General features: G+C 72.8%; 18 protein-coding genes and 1 pseudogene. 6 read left to right on the top strand and 13 right to left on the bottom strand.

What is annotated here, in order from left to right:
* Window positions 1–98: 98 nt before the first annotated feature.
* Window positions 99–1,286 carry a HupE/UreJ family protein gene (locus ABT297_RS10030; protein ID WP_350546937.1) on the bottom strand — a complete coding sequence of 396 codons (1,188 nt, stop codon included), beginning with the start codon at window positions 1,284–1,286 and terminating at the stop codon, window positions 99–101.
* A 167-nt stretch (window positions 1,287–1,453) separates the two neighbouring features.
* Here ABT297_RS10030 and ABT297_RS10025 point away from each other — a divergent pair, with 167 nt between their 5' ends.
* Window positions 1,454–2,119, top strand: a complete 666-nt coding sequence (locus ABT297_RS10025) for a type 1 periplasmic-binding domain-containing protein (RefSeq protein WP_350546935.1) — start codon at window positions 1,454–1,456, stop codon at window positions 2,117–2,119.
* Window positions 2,120–2,158: 39 nt separating this feature from the next.
* Here ABT297_RS10025 and ABT297_RS10020 read toward each other — a convergent pair whose 3' ends face one another.
* From ABT297_RS10020 to ABT297_RS09980, 9 genes and pseudogenes are all read right to left on the bottom strand, one after another.
* Window positions 2,159–3,487, bottom strand: a complete 1,329-nt coding sequence (locus ABT297_RS10020) for a TIGR04013 family B12-binding domain/radical SAM domain-containing protein (protein ID WP_350546933.1) — start codon at window positions 3,485–3,487, stop codon at window positions 2,159–2,161.
* Between the two features lie 58 nt (window positions 3,488–3,545).
* Window positions 3,546–3,743 carry a hypothetical protein gene (locus tag ABT297_RS10015; RefSeq protein ID WP_350546931.1) on the bottom strand — a complete coding sequence of 66 codons (198 nt, stop codon included), beginning with the start codon at window positions 3,741–3,743 and terminating at the stop codon, window positions 3,546–3,548.
* Between the two features lie 263 nt (window positions 3,744–4,006).
* Window positions 4,007–4,636: a MarR family transcriptional regulator gene (locus ABT297_RS10010; RefSeq protein ID WP_502885544.1), complete on the bottom strand. Its 630-nt coding sequence runs from the start codon at window positions 4,634–4,636 to the stop codon at window positions 4,007–4,009.
* 2 nt (window positions 4,637–4,638) lie between these two features.
* A pseudogene (locus tag ABT297_RS10005) lies at window positions 4,639–5,030 on the bottom strand (carboxyl transferase domain-containing protein); the annotation flags it as partial.
* On the bottom strand, window positions 5,027–6,244 hold the full coding sequence (fabF, locus tag ABT297_RS10000; RefSeq protein WP_350546929.1) for a beta-ketoacyl-ACP synthase II: 1,218 nt from the start codon (window positions 6,242–6,244) through the stop codon (window positions 5,027–5,029). The pseudogene ABT297_RS10005 and the gene fabF, both read right to left, overlap by 4 nt.
* A 91-nt stretch (window positions 6,245–6,335) precedes the next feature.
* Window positions 6,336–6,581: an acyl carrier protein gene (locus tag ABT297_RS09995; RefSeq protein ID WP_350546927.1), complete on the bottom strand. Its 246-nt coding sequence runs from the start codon at window positions 6,579–6,581 to the stop codon at window positions 6,336–6,338.
* A gap of 52 nt (window positions 6,582–6,633) precedes the next feature.
* Window positions 6,634–7,587: a beta-ketoacyl-ACP synthase III gene (locus ABT297_RS09990; protein WP_350546924.1), complete on the bottom strand. Its 954-nt coding sequence runs from the start codon at window positions 7,585–7,587 to the stop codon at window positions 6,634–6,636.
* A complete protein-coding gene (locus tag ABT297_RS09985; protein ID WP_350546922.1) occupies window positions 7,584–8,744 on the bottom strand; it encodes an acyltransferase domain-containing protein in 1,161 nt (386 codons plus the stop codon). The genes ABT297_RS09990 and ABT297_RS09985 overlap by 4 nt, the downstream gene beginning before the upstream one ends.
* Before the next feature lie 224 nt (window positions 8,745–8,968).
* Window positions 8,969–10,195 carry a PucR family transcriptional regulator gene (locus ABT297_RS09980; RefSeq protein ID WP_350547083.1) on the bottom strand — a complete coding sequence of 409 codons (1,227 nt, stop codon included), beginning with the start codon at window positions 10,193–10,195 and terminating at the stop codon, window positions 8,969–8,971.
* A gap of 542 nt (window positions 10,196–10,737) precedes the next feature.
* Here ABT297_RS09980 and ABT297_RS09975 point away from each other — a divergent pair.
* Window positions 10,738–12,957 carry a HelD family protein gene (locus ABT297_RS09975; protein ID WP_350546920.1) on the top strand — a complete coding sequence of 740 codons (2,220 nt, stop codon included), beginning with the start codon at window positions 10,738–10,740 and terminating at the stop codon, window positions 12,955–12,957.
* Here ABT297_RS09975 and ABT297_RS09970 read toward each other — a convergent pair.
* On the bottom strand, window positions 12,954–13,835 hold the full coding sequence (locus ABT297_RS09970) for a glycoside hydrolase family protein (protein ID WP_350546918.1): 882 nt from the start codon (window positions 13,833–13,835) through the stop codon (window positions 12,954–12,956). The two genes, ABT297_RS09975 and ABT297_RS09970, sit on opposite strands and share 4 nt — an antisense overlap.
* A gap of 114 nt (window positions 13,836–13,949) precedes the next feature.
* Here ABT297_RS09970 and ABT297_RS09965 point away from each other — a divergent pair, with 114 nt between their 5' ends.
* Window positions 13,950–14,846 (top strand): ParA family protein, encoded by an 897-nt coding sequence (locus ABT297_RS09965; RefSeq protein WP_350546916.1) that lies wholly within the window; start codon window positions 13,950–13,952, stop codon window positions 14,844–14,846.
* Window positions 14,847–14,859: 13 nt separating this feature from the next.
* Complete coding sequence (locus ABT297_RS09960) at window positions 14,860–15,267, top strand: hypothetical protein (RefSeq protein WP_350546914.1); 408 nt, start codon at window positions 14,860–14,862, stop codon at window positions 15,265–15,267.
* Window positions 15,268–15,340: 73 nt separating this feature from the next.
* On the opposite strand, the gene ABT297_RS09955 is transcribed toward ABT297_RS09960, so the two are convergent.
* On the bottom strand, window positions 15,341–17,035 hold the full coding sequence (locus ABT297_RS09955; RefSeq protein ID WP_350546912.1) for a glycoside hydrolase family 3 protein: 1,695 nt from the start codon (window positions 17,033–17,035) through the stop codon (window positions 15,341–15,343).
* A 42-nt stretch (window positions 17,036–17,077) separates the two neighbouring features.
* The gene (locus ABT297_RS09950; RefSeq protein ID WP_350546910.1) at window positions 17,078–17,569 is read right to left on the bottom strand and encodes a DUF3145 domain-containing protein; all 492 of its coding nucleotides are present in this window, start codon (window positions 17,567–17,569) and stop codon (window positions 17,078–17,080) included.
* 256 nt (window positions 17,570–17,825) lie between these two features.
* Here ABT297_RS09950 and ABT297_RS09945 point away from each other — a divergent pair, with 256 nt between their 5' ends.
* On the top strand, window positions 17,826–18,158 hold the full coding sequence (locus ABT297_RS09945; RefSeq protein ID WP_350546908.1) for a hypothetical protein: 333 nt from the start codon (window positions 17,826–17,828) through the stop codon (window positions 18,156–18,158).
* A 160-nt stretch (window positions 18,159–18,318) separates the two neighbouring features.
* Window positions 18,319–19,287 (top strand): alpha/beta fold hydrolase, encoded by a 969-nt coding sequence (locus ABT297_RS09940; RefSeq protein WP_350546906.1) that lies wholly within the window; start codon window positions 18,319–18,321, stop codon window positions 19,285–19,287.
* Window positions 19,288–19,673: the final 386 nt, after the last annotated feature.

Genomic DNA, 19,673 nt, shown 5'->3' with positions numbered 1-19,673 from the left:
TGTCCGACGGGGATACGGATACAGGCGAGGTCAACCTCTCGCCGGCCCATGACGCCGGCATGAACGCGATCTTGCGGCCAGTTGCACGCCCGCGGGACTTACAGCCCGAACACCCGCTGGACGAACCAGATCAACCCCATAACGGACACCCCCGCGGCGATCACGCCCGTCGCCCACAGGCCGGCCCGCGGCGAGCGGCGGCGCAGCACGATCAGCAGCGGGAAGGCGACGGCGATGATCCCCAGCTGCACGACCTCGATGCCGACGTTGAACACCAGCAGGGACCACAGCAGGGTCCACGACCACGCCTCGTCGATGCCCAGCGCGCCCGCGAAGCCCAGGCCGTGCACGAGCCCGAAGCAGAACACGACCCCGAGGCGGGTCCAGCCCGACCGGTCCAGCCCGTCTTCGCCCAGATCGGCCGAGTGCTCGCCGTGGCGCCGGAGCCGCCACAGGTGCCAGCCGGCCACCACGGCGATCGACAGCGCGATGACCGGCTCCACGATCCGCGCGGGCACGTCGACCAGGCCCAGCGCGGCAAGCATGAACGTCACCGAGTGCGCCAGGGTGAAGCTCGTGGCCGCCAGCACGATCTCGCGCGGCCGCCGCGACCCGGCGATCAGCGCGAGCAGGAACAGGATGTGGTCGATGCCGCTCAGCAGGTGCTCGGCGCCGAGCCGGAAGAACTCCCAGAACCGCTCGTACCACGCCTGGCCGGTCGAGAACGACGGGTGCCCCGCGTCCAGCGCGGCGCTGCCCGAGCGGCCGTCGATGTCGTACGTGACGATCGTCTTGACGCCCTTGACGTAGCCCTCGGCGTCGGCGAACAGCCCGGTGCGCACCTCGTGCGCACCGGCGCCCGGGCACGACCAGTCGAGCAGCAGGCTCGCGTACGGCACGTCCTCCCGCCGGCCCATCGTGAAGTCGCCAACCCGCGCCGGCGCGCAGGCCCGGCCGCCCGCGGTGACCGCGAAGCGCCCGGTGACGTACCGCACGGCCGCATCCGCGTGGGCGTTGAGCGCCGCGGCCTGCCCGGCGGTGTCCTGCGCCTCGAACGCGGCATTGCCCGCCCGGAAGAGCGGATCCTCGTGCTCGGCGTCGGCGGCGGAGACCACGAAGAGGTCGTACTCGAGCTCCAGCGCCGTCCGGACCTGGCCCTGCTCGTCGGCGGTGACGTTGACGTACACCGTGGAGGAGAACCCGTGCGCGAACGCCGTGTCGGGGCTCAGCACGGCGATCACCGCCGCGACGATCGCGGCGGCGGTGACGAGGACGCGTTGCGACATGCTGCTCCTTCGGTTGGCCAGAGCACGTTGCACGCCACGGATGAACGCGAGCCGCCCCGCCGACGAACCGCTCAAGAACAACTTCCCGCAGCAGTACCCCGGGCCCGGCTCAGGCCGGAGGATGCATCCCGTCACCTTGGACCCGACGATCGGAGAGGACGATCGCCTTGCCCCCCACGCTTCGGGCCGCCGCCGTACTCGCTTTGGCCGCCGCGCTCGTGACCGGCTGCGGCTCCGGCGGGGACGACTGGTCCCGGCCGCGCCCCGCGCCCGCCGCCGTCGGTACCCTCGGCCCGGGGTTCATCGACCCGTCCGTCTCGCCGTCCCCGGAGTCGACCATCACGCCCCGGCCCGGCTCCTGGGACGGGGTGCACCCGTCGAAGGGCTACCGCGTGGTGCTGCTGACCGCGGGCGACGACGCCCCGACCAGGGCCCTCATGACGGCGGTGCGGGACTGGGCCGCCGCCGAGCGCGTCGACCTGCGCACCGTGGTCGCCGACCACGACGACCTCGTCGCCGGCATCGTGCGGGCCATCGACCTGAAGCCGGACCTCGTCGTCAGCGCCGGCAACGACCTCATCGACCCGCTCACCGTGGTCACCGCGAGCCACCTGTCGCAGCAGTTCCTCGTCGTGGGCGCGGAGCTGGCCGAGCCCACGCACAACGTGACCGCGGTCGACTGGTCCGGCGCGTCGTTCCGCGGCGAGGGCCTGGGCATGTCCTCGACGTACGACGCCGCCTCGTTCACCGCCGAGCGCTGCGCCGCCGCCATCCGCGCCGGCGCCGCCGCCGTGCTCACCGGCTGGACCGGGATCGTGGTCTGGCTCGACTGAGCTTCCGTGGCGGCCGTCAGACGGGCCTCGGACCCGGAGCTACGGGGTGCCCGCCTGTTCGGACGCCGGGCGGATCGGCAACAACGTGCTGCTCCGCCCGGGCCGTGGGTGCGCCTCCGCGGCGGCCGCGAGCCGTACCGCGTGCTCGCGCTGCTTCTGCCAGTGCCCGTAGAGCGCACCCTGCTGCGCCAGCCGCGACACCGCCCGGATCGTCTCCGGGTCGACGTCACCGGGCGGCGCGTCCCGCCACGGCGTGCCCGGCAGCGGCATGAACACGTGCGAGTGGATGCGCGCCCCGAGCGCGGCGAGCTCCTGCGCCAGCTTCAGCGAGGCCTCCGCGTCGGCCGGGTCCTCCCCCGGCATCCCGAAGATCATGTCAACGTTGATCCGGAACCCCTCGGCAACGCCCAGCCGCACCGCGCGCCGCACCGACTCGACGTCGTGGCCGCGCTTGGCCGCCTCCAGCACCCGCTCCGACCCGGACTGGGCGCCGACGATGAGGTTGTCGTTGGCGCAGTACTTCTTCACCAGGCGCAGCGCCTCGACGCTCATGTGCTCGGGCCGGATCTCGCTGGGAAACGAGCCGAAGAAGACCCGCCCGTGCGGCCCGATGCCCTCCTTGCAGGAGGCCAGCAGTTCCTCGACGGCGGGCAGGTTTGGCTCCTCGTCGTCGGCGCCGTAGGACAGCGAGGTCGGCGTGATGAACCGCACGTCGCGCTTGCCGAACTCGCGCATCCGGTCGACGTGCCACCGCACGTTCTCGACGCTGCGATGCCGGAACCGCGCGGAGAACATGAACGGCGTCTGGCAGAACCGGCACGCGTACACGCAGCCGCGGGTGATCTCGATCGGGTTCATCCGCTTGTACGTCAGCGGGAACGCCCGGTATCGGCCCAGCGGCTCGCGGTGCGCCTTGCCGGTCCGCACGACGTTGCCGCTGCCGTCGCGGTAGACCAGCCCCGTGACCCCAGCCGGGTCGCCCCCGTTGTCGACCAGGGCGAGCAGGGTGCTCTCGCCCTCGCCCACGGCGGCGATGTCCCACCCCGCGTCGAGGGTCTGCACCGGCTCCGCGGTGGCGTGGACGCCGCCCGCCACATGGACCGCGCCCGGGGCGGTCCGCTTGATGGCGGCAAGCTCCTCGGCCAGCGCGGCCGCGTCGGGCGAGTAGAACGACCACAGGACCAGGACCTTCGCTCCCGATGCATGTGCCGCCTGGACGTGCTCCGCAGTCGACTCCGGCGTGTCTCCGAACCGGACCTCGTACCGCGTCGCGGTCTCATGTTCTTCCAGCGCGCCCAGCAGCACGTGGAAGCCGTACGTCACCGCCTTGCGATAGCGCAGGACCAGGACCAACTCGGGACCGCTCATGCCGCGATTTTGCCAGCACGCCCCGCACGGCCCCGGCCTCGGCCCAGCTCTTGTACGGTCACAGTGGACTCATTTGGTCCAGCACTCTGGCGGCGACGTCGACGATCTGCTCGACCTTGGGCACATCGCGCTCGACCTCTTCCGCGCTGATGCTGGGCGCTGCCGCGGCGGGGTACTCGAGCTGGTTGCGGCGACGTCGGAGGCGATCGAAGGGGCGCAGCACTGCACCGAGCGGCGGGTCGAGCTGAGCCGACACCGCGTCACGTACCGCGATGTGCCCGCCTCGGCTCGTAGCTCGCACACCCTGGTTCTCCAGCACTGCGGCGAGCGCCTTGCGCGCGGCGTCGTACAGCAGTTAATAGGCGCCAGCTGGGTCGGAATCCGCGATGGCGCCCGCTGAGGCGAGATGCCGGCGCGCCTGGGACAACAAGAGGTCGGCGTGGTCGCGACTGGCTGGCACGCGCTCCAACTCGCCCCGCGCGATCATGCCGTCCAAGGCCTCGCGGCCCTGCTGCCATCTCACGACCGGTCTCCGGGTTTCACGATGGGGTACGACGGGCGTGACCGCACCGATGCCAGGAAGGGATCGTCGCCGGCCGATCGCCAGGCTACCGCGGACACGCGGTGAATGTTGACCTCTCGGCCCAGTCGCTGTTCGGCGGAGCGGGCCGCGTCCGCCAGGTCGTCCTCGTCCGCGTCGCCCACCACCAACACATCGACGTCACGCGGTGGAGGGCCGGCTTCGCCTGCATAACGGGCCGCCCATGAACCGTAGATGTACGCCTCATCCACCCCATCCACGGATGGAAGCAGATCGGCCAGGACGGCGGCCGGACCGTAGGTCAACGTCAACAGCTCGGTGAGCGGGCGAGCGAGGGGGTTGGTGAGGTCCGCTCGCACCAGGCGCAGGTTTCCCCTCCGCTCCTCGTGCACGAGGCCGGCCTGGGCAAGCTGGTCGGCCTCCCGGCTGACGGTCGACTGGGATACCCCGAACTGGCGGGCCAGCTCGGTCACCGAGCAGCTCATCTCCGGGTGCAGATAGAGCCACGCCAGCAGCTCGCCCAGCAGCGGCGAGCGCAGCAGCGGAAGCAGCCGAGACCTAGCTTGCACACTCTGCATAGTACCTTGCATGATGTGCAAGGAGCCCATCGCAGGGCCGCAGCGGCGACGGCGCCGCCGGCGGCCGGGCCGAGCACGACAGAGATCTGCGGCACGCGGCCCGACGCGCGGACCATGGCCGCGAAGACCTGCCCGACGCCCTCGGCGATGCGGGCGCCGCCGGAGTGCCACAGGCCGATGACCGGCACCCGCTCCCGCACGGCGGTGTCGATCGCGTCGACGAACCGGCGGCAGCCCTCGTCGCCCAGCGCCGCCAATTCGGGTGGCGTCGCTGGCGAACGCGACGACGGGCGTGCCGTCGATCTCTCCGCGCGCGCCGGGCATGCCCGGGTCGTCGCGCGGTGCGAGCAGGCGCAGCGTGCCCGCGATCGAAGAGGGTGCGCAGGTCGACGTCCCGGTGGCTCCAGGCGGTGCGGTGCTTCAGGCGCGGGCGAAGACCAGTGCCGCGTTGTGCCCGCCGAACCCGAAGGAGTTGTTGAGCGCCGCCGGGATGTCGAGGTGGCGCGCCTTGTGCGCGGCCACGTCCAGGTCGAGCTCGTCGTCCGGCTCGTCGAGGTTGATGGTCGGCGGCACCACGCCGTGGTAGACGGCGAGGATCGTCGCGATCGACTCCACCGCGCCGGCCGCGCCGAGCAGGTGCCCGGTCATCGACTTGGTCGAGGTGATCACGGGGTGGTCGCCGAGCGCCCGGTGCAGGGCCTTGATCTCGGCCAGGTCGCCGACCGGAGTGGAGGTGGCGTGGGCGTTGACGTGCACCACGTCGGCCTTCGCGATGTCCGCGTCGCGCAGCGCGAACGCGATGGCCCGCACCGCGCCGTCGCCGTCGGGGTGCGGCTGGACGATGTCGTAGCCGTCGGAGCTGAGACCGGCACCGGCGAGACGGGCGTAGATGCGCGCGCCGCGGGCCCGGGCGTGCTCGGCCCGCTCCAGGACGATGACGCCGGCGCCCTCGCCGAGGACGAAGCCGTCGCGGCCCTTGTCCCACGGGCGGGAGGCGCGCTCCGGCTCGTCGTTGCGCACCGACATGGCGCGCATCGAGGCGAAGCCGGCGATGGGCAGCGGGTGGATCACGGCCTCGGTGCCGCCGGCGACGACGACGTCGGCGCGGCCGAGCCGGATCAGGTCGAGGCCGTGCGCGATCGCCTCGGCACCGGTGGCGCACGCGCTCGCGACGCAGTGCACGCCGGCGCGCGCGCCCAGCTCCAGGCCGACCCAGGCGGCGGGCCCGTTGGGCATGAGCATCGGCACGGTGTGCGGTGAGACCTTGCGCGGTCCGCTGGCCTCCAGGATGTCGTCCTGGTTGAGCAGGGTCTGTGCTCCGCCGATGCCGGTACCCACGCTGACGGCGAGCCGGTCCTTGTCCACCTCCGGCGAGCCGGCGTCGGCCCAGGCCTCGCGGGCGGCCAGGATCGCGGTCATCTCGCTGCGGTCCAGCCGGCGGGCCTGCACCCGGTCGATCTGCTCGGTGGGCTCGACGGCGAGCTGTGCGGCGATCCGCACGGTGAGCTGCGCGGCCCAGTCCTGGACCAGCGGCGACACCCCCGACTTGCCGGCGAGCATGGCGTCCCAGGTCGACGGGACATCCCTGCCGAGCGGGGTGGTGGCCCCCATACCGGTGACGACGACCTCAACACTCACTGCACAACACTCCTTACAGCGGACCTAACGACGGGGCCCTGGGCAGGTTCCCGGGGTGACCGTGCCCTGCCCAGGACCCCGGCGGCGGATTTCAGGCCTGCGACTTCTCGATGTACGAGACGGCGTCGCCGACGGTCTTGAGGTTGGGCACCTCGTCATCCGGGATCTTCACGCCGAACTTCTCCTCGGCCGCCACGACGACCTCGACCATGGACAGCGAGTCGACGTCCAGGTCGTCGGTGAACGACTTCTCCTCGGCGACGTCGGCGGGGTTGACTCCGGCGACCTCTTCGAGGATCTCGGCGAGACCTTCGGCGATCTCTTCACGGGTGGACATAGAGCTTTCCTTCCTAGGGTTGACGCGCTCGTCGATGAAGATGAACAGACCGCTACGGGCAGTGGATGACTTGGCCCGCGTATGTCAGGCCGCCGCCGAAGCCGAAGAGCAGCACCGGTGCGCCGGAGGGGACCTCGCGCCGCTCGATGGCCTTGGACAGGGCCAGCGGGATGCTAGCCGCCGACGTGTTGCCCGACTCGACGAGGTCCTTGAGGATGATCGCGTTGGGCAGGTCGAGGCGCTTGACGATCCCGTCGATGATACGGGTGTTGGCCTGGTGGGCAACGAACGCGGCGATGTCCTTGCCCTGCACTCCGGCCCGGTCGAGGGCGGCCTGGGCGTATGGGGCGATGGCGGTCGTGGCCCAGCGGAACACCGCCTGGCCCTCCTGCTTGATGTACGGCCGCCAGCCCTCGATCTTGAGCACGTCGCCCCGCTCGGGGGCGGAGCCCCACACGACCGGGCCGACGCCGGGCCGCTCACCCTCGGCGACCGCGGTCACCACGGCCGCGCCCGCGCCGTCGCCGAAGAGCACGGCGGTGGTGCGGTCGGTCCAGTCGATGAGGTCGGAGAGCTTCTCGGCGCCGATCACCAGAGCGTTGCGTGCCGCGCCGGCGCGGATCGCGTGGTCGGCGCCGGCCAGCGCGTAGCAGAAGCCGGAACAGGCGGTGTTGAGGTCGTAGGCGGCCGGGGCGTTGATGCCGAGCCTGGCCGCGACCCGGGTGGCAACGTTGGGGCACCGGTCGACCGAGCTGCACGTGGCCACGATGACGGTGTCGATGTCGGCCGCGGTGAGCCCGGAGGCCGCGAGCGCCTTGCCCGCCGCTGCGATCGCCATGTCGGCCACCGACTCGCTGCCGGCGACGCGCCGCTGGGCGATGCCGACCCGGTCGCGGATCCACTCGTCGTTGGTTTCGATGACCTTGGACAGGTCGTCGTTGGTAACCACCTGGGACGGCTGGTAGTGGCCGAACGCGAGGATCCTCGATCCTGCAGCCTGGGTCATAGCTGGCCTCCAATGCGGGCGAGCGGCTGGCCCGGGGCGACCGGGTCGTCGTGGTGGGCGAGCCACTCGGTGAGCACGCCGGCGCGGTGCGCGGCGACCTCGACCGGGCCCTGCCGGGTCTCGACGGCCCCGATGACCTGGCCGTTGTGGATGTCGGCGCCCTCGGTGAGGTCCGCGACGGGGCTGAACGTGCCGGCGGTGCCGGCCACCACGACGCTGAACTCCGGGTGCGGCTCATGGGTGGGCGCGGTGCCGTGCCGCGCGATCGCGTCGCGCGCCGCGGGCAGGTCGTCCGGGGTGTTGACGGTGACGATCTCGATGCCCTTGAGCGTCCGCTTGGCCAGCCCGGCCAGCGTGCCGGCCGGGGCCAGCTCGACGATCGCGGTGACGCCGAGGTCGGCGAGGGTCTGCATGCACAGGTCCCAGCGCACCGGGGCGGTGACCTGGCGCACCAGGCGCAGCAGCAAGGTGGGGCCGTGATCGACCGCGGTGCCGTCCAGGTTGGACAGCACGATCTTGCTCGGTGTCCCGGCGGTGATGCCGGCCGCGACCCGCCCCAGCGCCTGCTCGGCGGGGGCCATGTACGGCGTGTGGAACGCCCCAGCCACCTGCAGCGTGACGATCCGGGTCCGGGCCGGCGGCGCGGTGGCGAGCTTCTCGAGGCCGGTCAGCGCCCCGGCGGCGACGGTCTGGCCGGCGCCGTTGCGGTTGGCCGGGTAGAGCCCCGCGCCGTCGATCGCGGCGAGCACCTCGTCGGGGTCGCCGCCGAGCATGGCGCTCATGCCGGTCGGCTCGAGCGCGCAGGCGGCGGCCATCTCGCGGCCCCGCACCCCGGCGAGGGTGACCGCGGCCTCGGCGCTGAGCACGCCGGCGAGGGCCGACGCGGCCAGCTCTCCGACGCTGTGACCGGCGACGACGGCGGCGTCGTGCATCGGCAGCCGCTCGGCGGTCAGCAGCGCGGCCGCCACGAGCAGCGGCTGAGTCTTCGCGGTGTCCTTGATCTCCTCGGCGTCGGCCTCCGTGCCCAGGTGCACGAGATCGACCCCGGACAAGGCCGACCACCAGCGCAGACGCGCTTCGGCACCGGGCAGCGCGAGCCACGGGGTCAGGAAACCGGGCTTCTGAGAGCCTTGGCCTGGAGCGAGTACAGCGAGCACGTCTATGACTTTTCCGGATTCTCAAGAGTCGCGCGGGTAGCGCTACACACCAAAGTGAACCACCTCGTTTGTAGGAAGCCTACAAACGATCGCGTGGTGTTGCGCCAACAGATCCACGCTGTTACCCGCTGCAGTCTCTTGTTCACCTGCGATGCGATCCAGGTCACCCAGTGTGGCGCAAGCAGAATACGGGCAAATGATGGGACAGCGCCCGGAAATGAAAATCAGTGCGGCGGGATCGGTGCGGGGGACGGCGCGAACGGATCCAGCCTGCCGATCGTGAGCGCGATCCGCAGTGCGAACGCGTCCCGCGGCACCAGCGGCGTGAATCCGGTCACCTCACCGATGCGCCGCAGCCGGTACCGCACCGTGTTCGGATGCACGAACAGCCCCCGGGCCGCGCTCTCCAGCACCCCGCCGCCCGCGAAGAACGCGTCGAGCGTCTCCAGCAGCTCCCCACCGGCCCGCACCAGCGCCCCGTAGACCTCGTGCCGCAGGATCCGCCGCGCGTCGGCGTCGCCCGCGAGGGCCCGCTCGGGCAGCAGATCGGCGGCGGCGACCGGGCGGGGCGCGGCCGGCCAGGCGGGCGCCGCCCGGTAGCCGGCCAGGGCCGCGCGGGCGGACTCGGTCGCCTCGTCCAGCGACGGTACCGCCGGCCCGACCACGACCGGGCCGTCGCCGAAGCCGACCAGCAGCCGCTCGGTGGCGGCCATCGGGTCCGCCGCCCCGCCCAGGACCACCACCAGGCGGTCGCCGTGCACGCCGCCGAGGATCTCCACGCCGATGCGCCGGGCCGCGCGGTACACCGTGTGCAGCACCGCCGCGGCCTCCCCGCCCGGCGAACGGCCCACCGCCACCGCGACCGGCGGGGCGTCGGCCCAGCCCAGCGCCGCCGCCCGGCTGGCCAGCTCGTCGGAGGAGTCGCCGCGCAGCAGCGCGTCGACCAGCAGAGCCTGCAGCCGGGCGTCCCAGGCACCGCGGGTCTCGGCCGCCCGGGCGTACACCCGCGCGGCGCCGAAGGCGACCTCCCGGCTGTAGTACAGCACCGCCTCCCGCATGCCGCTCTCCTGCCCGGGCGCGGCCAGGTGCGGCAGCTGTTCCTCGACGACCTCGATGGTGACCCGGATCAGCTGTACCGTCTGGGCGAGGTTGATCGAGCGGGCCAGCGCGCGCGGCGCGGCGTCGAAGAACTCGTCGGAGTTGTCCGGCGGCGCCGGGCCGCCCTTCTCGCGGTTGCGCAGCCACTCCACCAGCGAGCGCACGCCCGCCTGGGCGACCAGCATGACCCAGGCGCGCTGGTCGGCCGGCAGCTCGCGGAACCAGGGCAGCGTCTCGTCCATGCGGGCGACGCTGGCCGTGGCCAGGGCGCCGGCGGCCCGCTCGATCGAGCGCACGCTCGCCTCCAGCGAGCCCGGCGCCGCAGGGGGCTCCGAGCCCTTGGAGCCCGCCAGGAGCTCCGGGAACTGGTCGAAGTCCGCCGCTGTCACACCTACAGCTTTTCATGGGCTGTTCCTAGCCTGGCGCGCGCTCCGCGCGGACGCTGCCGGGGGTTCCCACCCCGGAGCCCCCCATGCCCGCTTCGCGGGCACTCTTGGTTGCGCTTCGCTCAGGGTGCGTGCGTGGTCGGCTCGCGCTCATCGGGCCGCGAGGGACAGGCGGCCGTACCCTCGCCGGCTTCGGCGTCTCGCGCAGGGCCGTTCGGGGCGTCGAGCAGCCGGCGCCACCCAGCACCGCATCGGCCCCCGCCGTCCGACACCTGGATGGCGTCGGTGCCGCTCGCCCGCGCCGGGGTGACGTTCGCCGCCCCCGAGCAACGACAGCAGGAGCAGGGGAAATGTCATCCTGGCGACCGTCGGTCCGACCGCGGGTGAGCCGCTATCCGGGGCCTCGCCACCCGCCTGTTGTCCGAGGGTGATTCGGCCGTGAGGGGATCGACCACCCTTCCTGGCGCAAGGTAGCGTTGGCCCCACGCAGCGTGCGAATAGGGAGAGCCGTGGAGTCCAAGGCAGCCGAGATCGCCGCCGAGCAGCACTACTTCGACCTCGCCCGCAAACACCGAGAGCGGCTGCGCGCCGAGTTGGGCGAGAACCCTGACGTCGCCGCCAACACCGGGACCGGCCGCTGGCTGTCGGGGTTCCGCCGCGGCCGCCGCGAGTCCCTCGCCCCGCCGGAGCAGGAGGTCGCGTTCGGCCGTGTCGACAAGGCCGACGAGGTCGACCAGGCCGGCGAGGAGCGCTTCTACATCGGCCGGGAGACGATCCTCGACGACCAGCGCCAGGTCCTCGTGGTCAACTGGAAGACCCCGATCGGCGAGCTGTACTACCAGGCCTCCGCCGAGGACCCGCGCGGCCTGACCCGCAAGCGCACGTACAACTGCGACGGCAACCGGATCGTCGACTTCGAGGATCTGCTGTTCGAGCGGCTCGCCGAGGCGATCGAGGCCCTCGACGGCCCCGACGCGGCCCTGCTCGGCGAGCTCGACCGCGAGCGCACCGGCGCCATGCGCGACATCGTCGCCACCATCCAGGCCGCCCAGCACCGGCTCATCCGCGCCCCGCTCGAGCAGCTGCTGGTCATCGAGGGCGGCCCCGGCACCGGCAAGACCGCGGTCGCCCTGCACCGGGTGTCGTGGCTGCTGTTCAACCACAGCGAGCGGCTGCGCCCCCGCGACGTGCTCGTCGTCGGCCCGCACCCGGCGTTTACCCGCTACATCCGCACCGTGCTGCCGAGCCTCGGCGACGCCGACGTCGAGCAGGTCGACATCGACGCGCTCGGTCCGCCGGTGCAGCGCGGCCGGCAGGAGGACCCGGCCACCCGCCGGCTCAAGGGCGAGGCCCGGATGGCCGGGCTGCTCGCCCGCGCCCTCGAGGCCCGCATCGGCGCGCCCGAGGCCGCCGAGCGGATGCTCTTCGACGGCCGCTTCCTCACCCTGACCGGCGCCGAGGTCGCCGCCGAGGTGGCCGGCGCCCAGCAGTCCGGCGGCCCCTACGCGCTGCGCCGCCAGCGGCTGCGCGCCCGCCTCGCCGAGCTGGTGCGCGAGCGCGGCGGCCCGGTCGACGCCGAACGGCTCCCCCCGGTGGAGCACCTCCTCGAGCGGCTGTGGCCGCTGCAGAGCGCCGCGGCGTTCCTGCGCGGCCTGTTCGGCTCGAGGGCCCGGCTGGCCGCCGCGGCCGCCGGCGAGCTCACCGACGAGGAGGTGGCGCTGCTGTACCGGCGGGGCGCCGACCGCCTCTCCGAGCAGGTCTGGGGCGACGCCGACGGGCCGCTGCTCGACGAGGTCGACGACCTGCTCAACGGGACTCCCGGGCGATACCGCCACATCGTCGTCGACGAGGCTCAGGACCTCTCGCCGATGCAGCTGCGCGCCATCGCCCGCCGCTCGGCCAACGGTTCCCTCACCGTCGTCGGCGACCTGGCCCAGTCCACCGGTGCGTGGGCCCGCGACCGCTGGGAAGAGGTCACCGACCACCTGCCGCAGACGCTCCCGCGGGTCGTGGAGCGGCTGCGGTTCGGTTATCGGGTGCCGCGGCAGGTGTACGAGCTCGCCGCCAAGCTGCTGCCGATCGCCGCCCCCGGCGCCGAGCCGATCCGGGTCGTGCGCGACGGCCCGGCCGGTCCCGGCATCCACGTCGTCGAGCCCGGGGAGCGGGCCGGGCGGGCCGCTCAGATCGCCCGCGACCACCTGGAGGCGCACCGCTTCGTCGGCATCGTCTGCCCCGCCGCGTGCCGGGCCGAGCTCGAGTTCGCCCTGCACGCCAACGACCTGCCGTGGGGCCGCGCCGACCAGGGCGAGCTGGACCGCACCCTCAACCTGGTCTCGCCGCAGGAGGCGAAGGGCCTCGAGTTCGACGCGGTGATCGTGGTCGAGCCCGAGGAGATCGTCGCCGAGGACCCGCGCGGGCACCGGCTGCTGTTCGTCGCGCTGACCCGCACCATCCGGTACCTCGACATCGTCAGCAGCGGCGACACGCTCCCGCTGGAGTCACCGGGTGACGTGACGGACCGCATCCCGCGCCAGCGCACGATCGTCGAGCCCGACCCGGACCCGACGGTCGAGCTGTCCATGCTCGACCGTCTGGCCGAGGACCTGACCGCGATGATCGCCGGCGGCGCCCCGCCGTCCATGTGGGACGAGGTCCTGCAGCGCACCGCGGCCCTGCTGGACGAGCGCTCCGGCCGCGACCGCCCGAAGGGCCGCCACCACCGCGCCTAGGCTGTGACCTCCGTTCGGAGCTCGTGGGCGCCGTCCTCGCGGGTGCCCTCGTAGTAGATGCGGCCCGGCACGGCGGTCAGGTAGCGCAGGCCGTGCGGCGCGTGCGGGGATTGCGCGGGCGGCGCGTCCGAGGCCGTCATCGGGCCGAACGTGCCGTCGGCCAGGAGCGGCGCGGTCGCGGTGCCGGTGCGCTCCTCCCAGTTCTCCGCGGCGGTGGCTCGCCCGTCGTAGGCGGAGGCCAGGCCGCCGTCGACCGGCACGACCGCGCTGACCCGCACGCCGCGGGCGTCCCACGCGCCCGGGCGCGGTGCCAGGGCCACGCCGCGCCAGGTCCAGTCCACGCCGTCGGGGCTGACGGCATACCAGGTGCTCATCCGGTCGGCGTGCTCGTCCGACTCCAGCGGGTGCACCGACGCCCACAGGTGCCAGCGGCGGCCGTCGAAGTGCAGGACCGGGTCCTTGACGCCCGCCGTCGCGTCGCCGGGCAGCACGGTCCGCGCCGGCGCCTCGCCGAGCTCTCCGGGATCGCCGGCCTCCAGCAGGTCGACCCGCCAGTGCTTCGTGCCGGGGGTGGCGACGCTGACGTACAGCCGCCACCGGCCCTCCGGGGTGACCGCGAGCGCCGGCCGCTCCAGCGACGCGCCACCGAAGCGGTCCCGGTCCACCACGGCGACCGTGGTGAACGCGACGCCGTCGCGGGAGCGGGCCACCACGTTGGCGTAGCCGCGCCCCTCGTCGACCGGCCGGCGCAGCCGGTACGCCAAATACACCTCGTCACCGACGCGCAGCGCGCTCGGCGCGCCGGCCCAGCTCCCCGGCCCGCCGGCGGGCGGCTCGACGACGACGCGGGCGTCGTCCCAGCTCGGCAGTGTCAGCAATGCTCCTCCTATGGACAACGACCCGAAGAAATTTACAGTCATGACCGAAAGAAATTCGCCCCGGCGGGGAGCGTCTCGGCGACAAGTGGCCGGGATGAATGTCATGCTGCACCGATGAGCGTCGTCTCCGTGATCAACTACAAGGGCGGCGTCGGGAAGACCACCGTGACCGCGAACCTCGGCGCCGAGCTCGCCGCCCGCGGCCGCAAGGTGCTGCTCATCGACCTGGACCCGCAGGCCAGCCTCACGTACTCGTTCTACCGGCCGGCCGACTTCACCGAGCAGCCGACAATCCGGTCCTGGTTCGAGGCGTTCGTCGCGACCCGCACCCCGGAGTCGCTGTTCCGGTACGTGCTGGCCCCGCACACGGTCAACGCGGTCGTGCAGCCGCTGGGCGGTCACCTGCACCTGATCGCCTCGCACCTGGGTCTGGTCGACGCCGACCTCGATCTGGCCGCGGGCCTCGGCGGCGCCCGGTTCCAGCGCAGCAGCCCGCGGTACCTGCAGGTGTACCGCCTGCTCGCCGACGCCCTGGCCGAGCAGCCGTTCGACGCCTACGACGTTGTGCTGATCGACTGCCCGCCGAACTTCAACCTGGTGACCCGCACCGCCCTGGTCGCCAGCGACCACGTGGTCGTCCCCGCCCGCCCCGACTACCTGTCGACCCTGGGCATCGACCTGCTGCGCAACCGGCTGTCGCAGCTGGTGGAGGACTACAATTCGGTGGCGGAGCGCCCGATCAACCCGGAGATCGCCGGCGTCGTCTACACGATGGTGCAATACACCCCGTCGGGCCCCCTGGCCAGCCAGCGCAGCTCGTTCGAGGAGACCACGCGCATCGAGATGCCGGTGTTCTCCCAGACCATCCGCGACAACAAGAGCGCGGTCACCGAGGCCGGCAACCGCTCCGTGCCGGCGGTACTGGCACCGCCGGGCAGCGCCGCGATCGAGAACCTACGATACGAGTTGCAGCAGCTCACCAGCGAGTTCCTGGCACGCACGCGAACCTGAGGGAGAAGCCCCGATGACCGACCCGGCCGACCTCGCCCACGAGGTGCTCCTGCGCGTGGCCGCGTTCGTGAAGACCCTCCCCGCCGACCAGCTGGCCGACCTGGCCTCCGGCGCCGCGAAGCTGGAGCTGGTGCCGAAGGGCGGCCGCCCGGCCCGCGCGGCCCGCCCGGCGAAGGCCGCACCCGCCGCGCTGTCCCGCCCGGCGAGCGAGATCGAGGCGATGCTGGCCGAGCTCGGCAACCGGCAGGCCGCCGCGCAGTATCTCAACGATCTCAAGCTGACGGTCGCCCAGCTCCGCGAGCTGGCCAAGGCGCTGAGCGTGGCCGCCCCGTCGAAAGCGACCAAGGCCGCCGTGACCACGGCCATCGTCGACGCCACCACCGGCCGCCGCCTGGACAGCCTCGCGCTCAGCGCCCGGTAGCGCTCCGCTGCTCATCGGGTACGGCTTCGCGTTCATCGCCGTGTTCAGCGCGCACGGCCATCACGGTCGCGGCTCAGGCGCAGGCCGAGGCGGGCAGGCCCGGGACCGGGACCGGCGTGCGGCCGGGCGCCTTCGCCTTGCCCATCAGCACGTCGGCGAGCGCGGACATCGAGGCGCGCGACCCGGAGTAGGTCGCGACCAGGGTGCCCTTGGCGGAGCCGAGCACATACGGGGTGTCCAGCGCCACGGTGACCGCCGACGACGGTGACAGGTCGGCCGAGCCGCGGCCGTAGCCGACGAGCCGCACCTCCGCGCCGCCCTGGGTCACCACCTCGGCGCCCGCCTGGCGCAGCGACTCCTCCAGGACGCCCCGGGCGGTTTCGGAGCCCGCGGAGGTGACCCGGATCGGGCCGGTGACCAGGGCACCGGAGCACGGGCCGCGCAGGACGGTGATCGCGGCGGCGGCGGCGTTCCGGGCGGCCGACCTGCCGGCGTCGCCGTCCACGACGCTCATCGACGGCCGCGGTACCGCGGCCAGCCGCAGCTTCAGCGTCAGGATCCGGGTCGCCGACTCGATCAGCCGCTCCTTGGTGATCCGCCCGGAGCGCACGGCGTCGAGCAGGCCCTTGTACGCCGCGGTCAGGTTGGGCGGCATGAGCAGCACGTCGTTGCCGGCGAGGATCGCGCGGACCGCGGCCTCCCCCGGCGGCCACGCCTCGGCCGGCGTCATGTTCAGGGCGTCGGTGACGACGACCCCGGTGTACCCGAGCTTCGTGCGCAGCAGGTCGACGAGCACCTTGCTGGAGAACGAGGCCGGTACGCCCGGGTCGACCGCCTTGACATCGAGGTGGCCGGACATGATCAGGCCGACGCCGGCGTCGCGCGCGGCGAGGAACGGGGGCAGGTCGCCGGACTGCAGCGCGTCGAGGCTCTGGCCGAGCACGGGCAGGCTGCTGTGGCTGTTGACGGTGGTGTGGCCGTGGCCGGGGAAGTGCTTGGCCGTCGCGGCGACCCCGGCTGACTGCAGTCCACGCACGGCCGCGGCGACCTGGACGGAGACCTTCGCCGGGTCGTTGCCGTACGCGCGGGAGCCGATCACGCCGCCCGGCTGGGTGCCGAGCACGTCGGCGTCCGGGGCGAAGTCGACGTTGACGCCGATCGCGGCGAGTTCGGCGCCGGCCGCCCGCCACGCGGCCTCCGTCACGGCCGGGTCCCCGGCCGCGCCGAACGCGAGCGCGGACGGCAGCTGGACCATGCCGTCGCGGATGCGGGTCACCTGGCCGTATTCCTGGTCGGTGCCGATCAGCAGCGGCAGGCGCGCGGGCAGGCTCAGTGCCGCCTGCTGCAGGCCGGCGGTCAGCTTCGCGATCTGGGCCGGGGACTCGACATTGGTGGTCATGTTGGTGCTGGCGGTCGGGTCGTCGGCGCTGGAGGAAACGAGGATGATGCCGCCCAGGTGGTACTTCTTGACGATCTCCGCCGGGGTCGTGGCGCCCGCGTAGTTGCGGTTGGCCGACACCGAGCCGGAGGACACCTTGTCGGCCGCGTTGCCGTACGCGTAGGGCATCAGCAGCTGTCCGACGAGCTCCTCATCGGACAGGCGGCCGGCGACCTCCGCGGCCTGCGCCGCCGGGTCGCCGCTCGGCACCAGGTCGGACACGGGTCCGCTGGAGCTCGGGTCGGCGGCGCCGGCCCCGCCGTCGGTGCAGGCGCTCAGCGACAGGGCGAGCGCCGTCAGGGGCGGCAGGAGGCGGCGGAGGGCAGACATCCCGTAACTCAACCATAAGCGCGCAAAGCTGTTCTCGGCCGGCTATCCGACCCGGGTGAGCAGGGTCAGCGGAACGCCGTCGCCGGCGTGGCGGTACGGCTCGAGCTCCGCGTCCCAGGGAGCGCCGAGCGCCTTCTCCAGGGTGTGGGCGAACGTCTCGTAGCCGCGGGCGCCGGCCACGAGGGCCCGCAGCCGGTCCTCGGACAGCACGATGTCGCCGTTGGCGCTGGTCGAGCCGCGGAACAGGCCCCGGCCGGGCACGTGCATGAACCGCTCCCCGTCGACGCCCGGGCTCGGCTCCTCGGTGACCTCGAAGCGGATCATCGGCCACTGCCGGAGCGCGGCCGCGAGCTCACCGCCCGTGCCGGTCGCGCCGGTCCACGAGCACTGAGCCCGGCGGGCCGAGGGCTCGACGGGCTGCACCGACCACTCGAGTCGCACCGGTGTCCCGAGGACGCGTGCGATCGCCCACTCGACGTGCGAGGACACGGCGAGCGGGGTCGAGTGAACGTATATGACGCCACGCGTGGGCACGTAAGACCTCCTGGAGACCGAGGTGCGTCTTCCCCTACGACCTCGTGCCCCGCGGGTCATGCCGTCGCGTCGGCGGTGACTGTTGCGACCAATGATGACGATGTTGTCCCCGGTGCGCCAGAGAATCGCTCACACCGGTCGTACGAATTGTCCAACGATCGGAGCTTCCATCAGGTAACTCGCTTTTTCCGGGTGGTGCGACCGGGTGTTACAGTTCCTTGTCTTCCGTACGCAGCCTCGACAAGGAGTTCCCGCCGTGGCGAGCAACACCTCAAAGACCGCGCGGGCCTCAGTCCGCGCAGGTCAGGCCGGTGCATCCGGCGCCCTCAGTGTGCTGGGCGAGTTCAAGTACCTGATCCCGCTCAACAAGGGCAAGCACGTCTACGTGCGCAACCTGACCAACGGCAAGACCGTGCACCTCAGCACCACCTCGGACGCGTTCATCGAGGAGATCCGGCAGCTGGCCGGGGCCGGTCACGCCACGAAGATCCGCGCGGAGCTGCAGGCGCTCTCCGCCGCCACCCCGCAGGACGGCTGGGACGCGGCCGAGAAGCGTCTCGTCGAGGCGGGCGTGTTCGAGGCTGCCTGAGCCTCTCGCTGTGCGGACGCCGCCGGGGTCACCCGGCGGCGTCCGGCGTTTCGCCAGGAGTACTCCTGGTAGTACTCCCGGATTACTCCTCAAAATGCCCGGGGTAATTCCAGGTACTTCCGGGTAACAATGGTTCATGGGTACCGTCGTCTCTCCGACCGTGAGGCTCAAGGACGGCGCCCGCCTGTACAGCGTGCTCCACCCCGCCGCGCAGGCCGCCCCCGGCCGGCGCCCCGTCACGGTGGTCCTCCTGCACGGCTGGACGCTCGACAACCGCCTCTGGCAGCAGCAGATCGCCGACCTGCCCGCCCGGCTCGGCGCTCCCATCCGGCTGCTCGCCTTCGACCTGCGCGGCCACGGCCGCTCGTCGGCCATCCGCGGCGCCGACGCCACCCTCGAACAGCTCGGCGACGACCTCGCCGAGGTGATCGAGCAACTCGTCCCGCACGGCCCCATCGTCCTGGCCGGGCACTCGCTCGGCGGGATGGCGATCATGGAGTACGCCCACCGCTACACGGCCGACTTCGCGCGCCGCGTCGTCGGGGTCGTGCTCGTATCCACCTCCGCCGAGGGCTCCTCGCGCACCAGTTACGGGCTCAGCCCCCGCCTGGCCCGGGTGATGCGGATCCTCGAGGTCCAGGGCGCCGGGCTGCTGGCCCGCTCCGGCGCGTGGCGGCCGCACCGACGCCTGATGCCACTGCTCTCCCCCGGTGTGCGATGGCTCGTGTTCGGCCACCGGGTGGACACCAGCTGGGTCGCGCTGACGGCGTCCATGGTCGGCAACGCCCCGCTGTGCGCGATCGGTGGCTTCCGGCCATCGGTCGACCTGCATCACCGCGTGGAGAGCCTGGCCGCGATGCGCGGGCTGCCCGTGGCGGTGCTGGTCGGGTCGATGGACCGGCTCACGCCGCCGATCTGCTCCGAGACGATCGTCCGGGAGCTGCCCGACGCCGAGCTCCAGGTGTGTGACGAGGCCGGGCACATGCTGCCGATCGAGCGCCCCGACGCGGTCACGGACGCGATCGTGTCGGTCATCCGGCGCGCCGCCCGCAACCGCCGCCGCGCGCCGAGGCCCCGCCGGCCGCGCACCGCTGTGACAGACGACGGCGTCGCCACGCCGACGGGGTGAGCGTCACGCGGCCATGCTGCGTGTCACGCCGTCCGGCGTGCGTACGAAGTCAGCGCCGCCCGCGGCCGGCGGGGTAGTGCACGCCGGGCCCGCGATGCAGCGCGGCGAGGGTGTCGAAGCCGGCACCGGGTGATCATCGTCACGCCGGCGGCGCGGGTCACCCCGTCGTGGCCGAACATATCCTCACATATCCTCGACTACGGCCGGTTCGCCGGTGATGTCCGGGTAGTGCATCCCGGCCGCCAGGCAGGCGGCGACGGCGTCGACGCCCTCGAGCTGCCCCAAGGGTGAGCTGGGCCACCCGATGCAGCAGGCCCAGGTCGGTGGCGAGGGCAACGGATCACTACTGCCAGCCGGCGAGCAGCGACACGCTGTACGTGTTGGTG

Source organism: Dactylosporangium sp. NPDC000555 (assembly GCF_040300025.1).
GTDB lineage: Bacteria > Actinomycetota > Actinomycetes > Mycobacteriales > Micromonosporaceae > Dactylosporangium.
This window is presented reverse-complemented; position numbering and strand designations above follow the sequence as displayed.

What these genes read in the sequence shown, in the direction of transcription:
- ABT297_RS10030 (WP_350546937.1), bottom strand. Translation starts at nt 1,286, where the DNA reads ATGTCGCAACGCGTCCTCGTCACCGCCGCCGCGATCGTCGCGGCGGTG.
- ABT297_RS10020 (WP_350546933.1), bottom strand. Translation starts at nt 3,487, where the DNA reads ATGAGCGGTCCCGAGTTGGTCCTGGTCCTGCGCTATCGCAAGGCGGTG.
- ABT297_RS10010 (WP_502885544.1), bottom strand. Translation starts at nt 4,636, where the DNA reads ATGGGCTCCTTGCACATCATGCAAGGTACTATGCAGAGTGTGCAAGCT.
- ABT297_RS09995 (WP_350546927.1), bottom strand. Translation starts at nt 6,581, where the DNA reads ATGTCCACCCGTGAAGAGATCGCCGAAGGTCTCGCCGAGATCCTCGAA.
- ABT297_RS09990 (WP_350546924.1), bottom strand. Translation starts at nt 7,587, where the DNA reads ATGACCCAGGCTGCAGGATCGAGGATCCTCGCGTTCGGCCACTACCAG.
- ABT297_RS09965 (WP_350546916.1), top strand. Translation starts at nt 13,950, where the DNA reads ATGAGCGTCGTCTCCGTGATCAACTACAAGGGCGGCGTCGGGAAGACC.
- ABT297_RS09960 (WP_350546914.1), top strand. Translation starts at nt 14,860, where the DNA reads ATGACCGACCCGGCCGACCTCGCCCACGAGGTGCTCCTGCGCGTGGCC.
- ABT297_RS09955 (WP_350546912.1), bottom strand. Translation starts at nt 17,035, where the DNA reads ATGTCTGCCCTCCGCCGCCTCCTGCCGCCCCTGACGGCGCTCGCCCTG.